Below are 6,859 nucleotides of genomic sequence, written 5' to 3' on the forward strand. Positions count from 1 at the left end.
TCATCTAGTAAGAAGGCGGCGCTAAGTATTTGAAATAAAAAGGAAAATAAATCCGCCGCCGAATTACATAGCCGGAACACGATTGAGGGTGCGGGCAACGCGGACAGCACTGGCAAACCCGTCCTCGTGGAAGCCATGACGCAGGTAGGCACCCGCAAACCAGGTGTTGTTTTGACCCTGAATATCCGCGATCTGGCTCTGTGCCTTAAGTGCCGCGATATCAAAGACCGGGTGGCGGAAGGTTTTTTCGTCGTAGATTTTTGACGTATCCACCTCGCGCACTGGATTCAAAGACACGAACAATGGATCCTGTTCCGGAATGTTTTGAAGCCTATTCATCCAATAGGTCACGCCAATCTCTGGTCGATTATCCACTGCATCCGCCTTGTAGACCCAGCTGGACCAGCACGCTTTGCGGCGCGGCATCTGCGATTCATCGGCATGCAGGATCATTTGGTTGTCCTGGTAGCGTAGATTGGAGAGGGCGTTTGCTTCTGCGGGTGTTGGATTTGCGATCATTTTCAGCGCGTCGTCCGAATGGCAGGCAAAGACCACCTGATCGAATTGCGAAGGTTCCGCGCCTGATGTTGAAATGCTGACACCAGTCGCATCGCGGTGGACGGAATGGATTGGCGCGCCGCAGCGGATATTGACGCCTCTCTGGATTAAGTTCTGTTGGAGCCGGGTCACGTATTCGACGCTGCCGCCTTTAACGGTCCACCATTGGTGCTGGCCGGTGGCGGAGAGCAAGGCGTGGTTTCGAAAGAAGCGCACCAATGAGCGGGCAGGGAAGCTTGCGATCTCTTCCGGCGGTGTTGACCAAATCGCACCACAGATCGGCATGAGGTAGTAGCGGCGGAACCAATCGCCGAGCTGCATCTCGTCCACCAGTTCGGCGATGGTTGTACCGTCTTGGGCCAGTCGTTCGGCGTTGCCGTTAAAGCGCATGATGTCGCGTAGCATGCGATAGAAGCTGGGACGGGTGAGGTTGCGGCGCTGACCCATGACCGCGCCGAGGCTGCGCAAACCGTACTCCACGCGACCATCATCAATTGTCGCGCCAAAGCTCATGTCGCTTTTGATGACGGGCACGTCCAAGTCATTGAACATCGCGGTGAGGTGCGGGTAGTTCACGTAGTTAAAAACGATGAACCCGGTGTCGACCGGTTGATCCCCATGTTTGCCCGCCATGACCGTGCGCGCGTGGCCGCCGAGTTTTGGGGCCGCTTCATAAAGCGTGACATCGTGATGATCGGCCAGCTGGTAGGCGGCGGCCATCCCTGAGATACCCCCACCGATTATGGCAATGCGTTGGGGCAGGGGGGGCGGGAGGTCAAATGACATAAGCGCTCTTTCGTTCTTTTTTGTTTTTACGGGAAAAATTCAAAATTGGATGAAAAAAATGATCCAAATCTCGACCTGCTCCGTAATCCCGTTATGTTGACCGCAGAGCATGCCTTAGATGAACACCATCGCGGCGCCCCAATGGCGCTGAAAAGAGGGCGTGGGAAACGGGACAGGTTGAACGACGCAACGCAGACGGAATATTCAGATCAGACGGTTTGGATGCTCGCGGTAAAGAACAACCGTGACCGGGTCGCCTTCGGGATGATCTTTGATTTCTATGCGCCGCGCTTGAAAGGTTTCGTGATGCGTACTGGCGTGTCCGGCGCTCAGGCGGAAGAGATCGTTCAAGAGGTCCTGCTGACGGTTTGGCGGAAAGCTGATCAATTTGACCCGCATCGGGCACAGGTGAGCAGCTGGATTTATCAGATCGCGCGCAATCGCCAGATTGACGTGATCCGCAAAGAGAGCCGGGTCATGCCTGAAGAGCTCTCAACAGATTTGAAAGACGAGGGGGCCTCGCATGAAGACGCCAGCCAGATTATGGCGGTGGAACAAGAGGCAGAAACCCTTCGCATGGCTTTGGCACGTCTGAAGCCAGGACAACGGGAAATGGTTGAGAAAGCCTACCTTGGGGAGCTTTCTCATAGCGAAATACAAGCGGAGACCGGGTTGCCATTGGGCACCATTAAGTCCCGCATCCGGTTGGGGCTTGAGAAGCTCCGCCATGAATTGAAGGAACTGAGAAGCTGATGTCTACGATCAAGCATCATATCTCTGACCCGCTGATGGCGGCGTATGCGGCGGGCAACCTGCCGTATCATTACGAATTGGTGGTCGCGGCCCAGATCTCTATGTCTGACGAAGCACGTGCACGCCTTGCAGCCCATGAAATGGCTGGTGGTGCCGTGATGATGGATAGCGCCGAGGCCGATTTGTCGGCGGGCATGAAGAACAACGTGATGGCCATGTTGGATGAACCTGCGCCAAAAGACGTGTCTTATCAGAAGTCCGGCGTATTCCCGGGCCCTGTGATGGAAGCGCTGAAAGGCAAGCCGCCGAAGTGGAAGTCGCTTGGCTTTGGTGTGCGTCAGTCGATCTTGCACGCGGACAAAGAGGGCTCTGTTCGGCTGCTTTACATCCCCGGTGGGGAAGCGGTGCCGGAACACAGTCACGAAGGCCTTGAGCTGACGTTGGTGTTGCAGGGCAGCTTTAGCGATGAGACGGGCCGGTTTGGTGTCGGTGATATCGAGATCGCGGATGATGATCTGGAGCACACGCCTCATGCGGATCCGGGTGAGCCCTGCATCTGCTTGGCAGCGACCGGAGCGCCTTTGCGGTTCAAGAAATTCATGCCGCGGTTGTTCCAACCGATCTTCAAAATCTAAACTGTCTTAGAATTAGGCGCAGAGTCATACCTCTGTTACAGTGGTCTCATCACTTGGCTGCAAGTGATCGAGCCATTGGAGGGATGCAATGAGCCAAATTCAAAAAGAGACGACAGACGAGGCATTGATCCGCGCGTTCTTGGAAAAGGGCGGCGAGATCAAAAAGGGTAAAACCAAGCCGATGCCAGCCGATCTAGGGATCAGCAAGGGGACCTGGGGCGTGAAGTTATCCAAGGAAGAACGAGAGGCGCGGGACGCGCCGTTGGACAAAGACTGAGATATAGAAAAACCCGCGGCCAAGACCGCGGGTTTTCTCATTCGACGATGGGGAGAGTTCGTCGATTTACAGCAAAGCGCCCATGGCGCGGCCGGTGTCGACCATGCGGTTGGAGAAACCCCACTCGTTGTCATACCAGCTGACGACACGCACCAGGCCTTCTGAGGTCACGGATGTTTGTGGCGCCGCAAAAGTGGAAGAGTGTGGGTCGTGGTTGAAATCGATGGAAACCAGTGGGCGTTCTTCGTAACCTAGAACGCCTTTCAAAGGACCTGCGGCAGCTTCTTTCACAGCAGCGTTGATCTCGTCCACGGTTGCCGCCTTTTCTGGCATGAAAGACAGATCCACCAAGGAAACGTTCGCGGTCGGAACGCGGATCGCGGAGCCTTCCAAGCGGCCTTTCAGGTGTGGCAGCACTTCTGAAATCGCGCGCGCTGCACCGGTGGAAGTTGGGATCATGGATTCCGCTGCGGCACGGGCACGGTACAGATCTTTGTGGGCCGCGTCGTGGGTTGGCTGGTCGCCTGTATAGGCGTGGATCGTAGTCATGTATCCGGTTTTGATGCCGAATGTGTCATCCAGAACTTTCGCCACAGGCGCCAAGCAGTTGGTTGTGCAGGACGCGTTGGAGACGATCACATCATCGGCTGTCAGATCGGCGTGGTTCACACCGTAAACAACGGTGCGGTCCGCGTCTTTGCCAGGGGCAGAAATCAGCACGCGCTTGGAGCCGTTTTTCAGCAGGGTCGCGGCTTTGTCACGCGCTGTGAAAATACCAGTGCATTCATAGGCGATATCAACACCGTCCCATGGCAGCTCTTCCGGGTTGCGGATTGCGGTTAAGGCGATGCGCTTGCCGTTGATGGTCATCGCGTCGTCTTCAACCTGAATGTCCGCGTTCAGGCGGCCATGGACGGAGTCAAACTGCAGCAGATGTGCCAGAGTGGATGCCGGTGCCAGATCGTTGATGGCAACAACGTTTACGTCTTGGACGTCGTTTTCGATGATCGCGCGCAATACGTTGCGGCCGATCCGTCCAAATCCGTTAATAGCGATATTCAGGGTCATCCCGAGATCTCCGATTATGTAGGTTCACCAACCACGCCCTAGCCAGAAGTGTCGGTGAAATTGTTAGCGATAACGTTTGCGCCACCGTTAACGCTAACGATTGCAAAATGCAAGTCACATCGCAAAGTCGAGGCTTTTTCGGCGGAGGCTTGAATTCAACCTTGATGTTGCCTGCGATGTCACCGACGATGCGCGCATGACAAAACGGCTGAACCTAAAAGACGTTGCCGATCTGGTAGGCGTCAGTGAAATGACCGCGAGCCGGGCATTGCGTGGCGCGCCGGATGTGTCAGAGAAAACCCGCCTGAAGGTGGAAGAGGCCGCGCGCTCGATTGGTTATGTGCCAAACCGCATTGCCGGGTCCTTGTCGTCTCAGTCCGTGAATTTGGTGGCGGTCGTGGTGCCGTCGCTGAACAGTTATGTCTTTCCAGAGGTGCTTTCGGGGATTTCTTCAGTTTTGAAAGACAGCCCGTTGAAACCGGTCGTGGGCGTGTCAGGTTACGATCTGGACGAAGAAGAAGGCGTCATTCGAGAAATGCTAAGCTGGCGGCCGTCGGGGTTGGTTGTGGCTGGGTTAGAGCACACGGACAACACGCGGCAAATGTTACAAAGCGCCCATTGCCCAGTTGTCGAAGTCATGGATACGGATGGCGATCCGGTCGGCCATTGTGTGGGGATCTCACATAAAGAAGCCGGCCGCGCGATGGGTCGGCAGATTCTTGAGCGCGGGTTTCGGCGGATCGGATTTATAGGCACGAAGATGCCGCAGGATTTTCGGGCCATCAAACGGCTTGATGGGTTCTGTGAAGCGCTGAATGAGGCCGGGGTGAGCTTGCTGGATCAGGAGCATTACTCTGGGGATTCGACCATTCAGACCGGGAGAGACCTGACTGCAAATCTACTGGCTCGATCGCCTGATCTGGATTGCCTCTATTACTCAAGCGATGTGATGACAGTCGGCGGGTATATGCATTGCCTTGCGGCGGGGCTGTCTATTCCGACGGACATTGCTTTGGCGGGATTTAACAATCTTCAAATCCTTGAGGGTCTGCCCCTGTCGCTTGCGACAACCGACGCCTGTCGACGTGAAATTGGGGTGCGGGCAGCAGAGATAATCCTGTCCGATTTAGCCAATGAGGGCCCCCGCAAGTTCGAGCAGATGCAACCCAAGATTGCGCTTGGCGAAAGCCTCTAGGCCTAAAATCACGTCTTAAATGCGCGGTTTTGTCGCAAACAGACCATAACCCTGCGTGTTTGAGGCTTTACAATTTTCCCTTTCCTGAGATCGTCGAGGGGTATGTTGTTAAAAGCCACCCATGCGCGGCAGGCTCCGCAAAATTGGGACATTAAAGACAGAAAAAACCGGGGGGCTGGACTGCACCCTGCGATTTTGATCGGCGCATCAGCATGCTGTTTGAAAGACAACGAACGGGTGGCCTATGGCCGCCCGCGTTGTTTCTACCAACTATAAACAGTGAGGGATCATGTCTATGAAGCCACCATTAATGGACCTGCCTATCGAGACCGCTGAGAGCGGTTTTTATGCAGGGTTTAGTAAGAATGTCGCGGTGATTTCTAAGATCATTATTGCGGTGCTTGTGATCTGGGCCGTGGTGTTTCCGGAATCTGCCGGACGCGTTCTAAATGCCATCAACGGATTTATTCTGGCCAATACCGCTTATTGGTATGTCTGGATTGTCGCGCTTTTCGTGCTGCTATGTGTGGTCTTGGCGATATGGCCAACCGCCGGGCGGCTTAAGCTTGGCGTCGAAGGGGATGTGCCGGAGTTTTCGAATTTCAGCTGGTTCTCAATGATGTTCGGTGCCGGTATCGGTGTGGGCATGCTGACCTGGGCAGTTGCCGAACCGATGTATCACTTCAACAATAACCCGGAAGTCATCAAGGGTTTGGCCGAAGGCGGCACTGCGGAAAACGTGCGCAACGCCTATAAGTGGTCGTTCCTTCACTGGGGCTTTGGCGCTTGGGCGTGTTATGCGATCGCGGGACTTTCGCTGGCATTCTTCTGCTACCGTCGCGGTCTGCCGTTGACCATGCGCTCATCTCTGACCCCGATTTTCGGCAAATCTTTGTCCGGCCCATTGGGCGCTTTGATCGACATCGTTGCGGTTGTGGCGACCATTCTTGGTGTGGCGCAGACGCTTGGTTTTGGTGTCGAGCAATTCGTTGCGGGCCTCACGCGGATCGGGATCGGCGGTCTGATTGGTGAAAGCGGTACAGCCAACACCATGGGGATCGTTGTGGCGATTGTTGTAATTATGGCGGCCTCAACGATGTCGGCGCTGTCCGGTGTTGGCAAAGGCATTAAGTGGCTGTCCAACCTCAACATGGGCCTGTCGATCTTCTTGCTCGCCTTCTTCCTGCTGTTTGGATCAACCTTCTTTGGTCTCCAAGCATTGGTGGTTGGTATTTGGGATTACTTGATTGCGTTGCCAGAAATGATGTTCACCGTTTGGCGGTCTGATGGAGTCGAAGACTCTGTCGCAACCAAGCTGGAAGGCTGGCAGGGTGGTTGGTCTGTGTTCTACTGGGCATGGTGGATCGCGTTTGCGCCATTCGTGGGCTTGTTCTTGGCGCGTATCTCTAAAGGCCGCACCATTCGCGAGTTCGTTCTCGGTGCGATCTTTGTGCCATCTCTGATGTGTTTCGTCTGGTTCACATGGGCTGGCGGTACAGCGATTGACCTAGAGTTGACCGGCGGTGCAGGCGGTGCAATTTCTGGCGCGTCCGATGGCGACAAGATCTTTGCAGCGGTGAACTTCAT

6 protein-coding genes and 1 pseudogene are annotated in these 6,859 nt (G+C 55.1%); 5 read left to right on the plus strand and 2 right to left on the minus strand.

Annotated features, from left to right (window positions below; genetic code table 11):
• Positions 1-63 precede the first annotated feature (63 nt).
• The gene (locus tag TA5113_RS09190; RefSeq protein WP_058314868.1) at positions 64-1,344 is read right to left on the minus strand and encodes an NAD(P)/FAD-dependent oxidoreductase; all 1,281 of its coding nucleotides are present in this window, start codon (positions 1,342-1,344) and stop codon (positions 64-66) included.
• A gap of 141 nt (positions 1,345-1,485) precedes the next feature.
• Between TA5113_RS09190 and TA5113_RS09195 the strand changes: the two genes are divergently transcribed.
• The 3 genes from TA5113_RS09195 to TA5113_RS09205 all read left to right on the plus strand — a co-directional run bounded on the left by TA5113_RS09195 (position 1,486) and on the right by TA5113_RS09205 (position 3,009).
• The gene (locus TA5113_RS09195) at positions 1,486-2,097 is read left to right on the plus strand and encodes a sigma-70 family RNA polymerase sigma factor (RefSeq protein ID WP_245627150.1); all 612 of its coding nucleotides are present in this window, start codon (positions 1,486-1,488) and stop codon (positions 2,095-2,097) included.
• Positions 2,097-2,732, plus strand: a complete 636-nt coding sequence (locus TA5113_RS09200) for a ChrR family anti-sigma-E factor (protein ID WP_058314867.1) — start codon at positions 2,097-2,099, stop codon at positions 2,730-2,732. Before TA5113_RS09195 ends, TA5113_RS09200 begins: the two co-directional genes overlap by 1 nt.
• Before the next feature lie 88 nt (positions 2,733-2,820).
• Positions 2,821-3,009 carry a hypothetical protein gene (locus tag TA5113_RS09205; protein ID WP_058314866.1) on the plus strand — a complete coding sequence of 63 codons (189 nt, stop codon included), beginning with the start codon at positions 2,821-2,823 and terminating at the stop codon, positions 3,007-3,009.
• A 66-nt stretch (positions 3,010-3,075) separates the two neighbouring features.
• On the opposite strand, the gene gap is transcribed toward TA5113_RS09205, so the two are convergent.
• Positions 3,076-4,077, minus strand: a complete 1,002-nt coding sequence (gene gap / locus TA5113_RS09210) for a type I glyceraldehyde-3-phosphate dehydrogenase (protein WP_058314865.1) — start codon at positions 4,075-4,077, stop codon at positions 3,076-3,078.
• A 196-nt stretch (positions 4,078-4,273) separates the two neighbouring features.
• On the opposite strand from gap, the gene TA5113_RS09215 reads away from it, so the two are divergent.
• A complete protein-coding gene (locus tag TA5113_RS09215) occupies positions 4,274-5,272 on the plus strand; it encodes a LacI family DNA-binding transcriptional regulator (protein WP_058314911.1) in 999 nt (332 codons plus the stop codon).
• 289 nt (positions 5,273-5,561) lie between these two features.
• A pseudogene (locus TA5113_RS09220) lies at positions 5,562-6,859 on the plus strand (BCCT family transporter); the annotation flags it as partial.

Source organism: Cognatishimia activa, from assembly GCF_001458335.1.
Taxonomy (GTDB): domain Bacteria; phylum Pseudomonadota; class Alphaproteobacteria; order Rhodobacterales; family Rhodobacteraceae; genus Cognatishimia; species Cognatishimia activa.

Bases quoted from the DNA above. Each gene is read 5' to 3' on its own strand.
- TA5113_RS09215 (WP_058314911.1), top strand. From the start codon at position 4,274: ATGACAAAACGGCTGAACCTAAAAGACGTTGCCGATCTGGTAGGCGTC.
- TA5113_RS09205 (WP_058314866.1), top strand. From the start codon at position 2,821: ATGAGCCAAATTCAAAAAGAGACGACAGACGAGGCATTGATCCGCGCG.
- TA5113_RS09200 (WP_058314867.1), top strand. From the start codon at position 2,097: ATGTCTACGATCAAGCATCATATCTCTGACCCGCTGATGGCGGCGTAT.
- gap (WP_058314865.1), bottom strand. From the start codon at position 4,077: ATGACCCTGAATATCGCTATTAACGGATTTGGACGGATCGGCCGCAAC.
- TA5113_RS09195 (WP_245627150.1), top strand. From the start codon at position 1,486: ATGGCGCTGAAAAGAGGGCGTGGGAAACGGGACAGGTTGAACGACGCA.
- TA5113_RS09190 (WP_058314868.1), bottom strand. From the start codon at position 1,344: ATGTCATTTGACCTCCCGCCCCCCCTGCCCCAACGCATTGCCATAATC.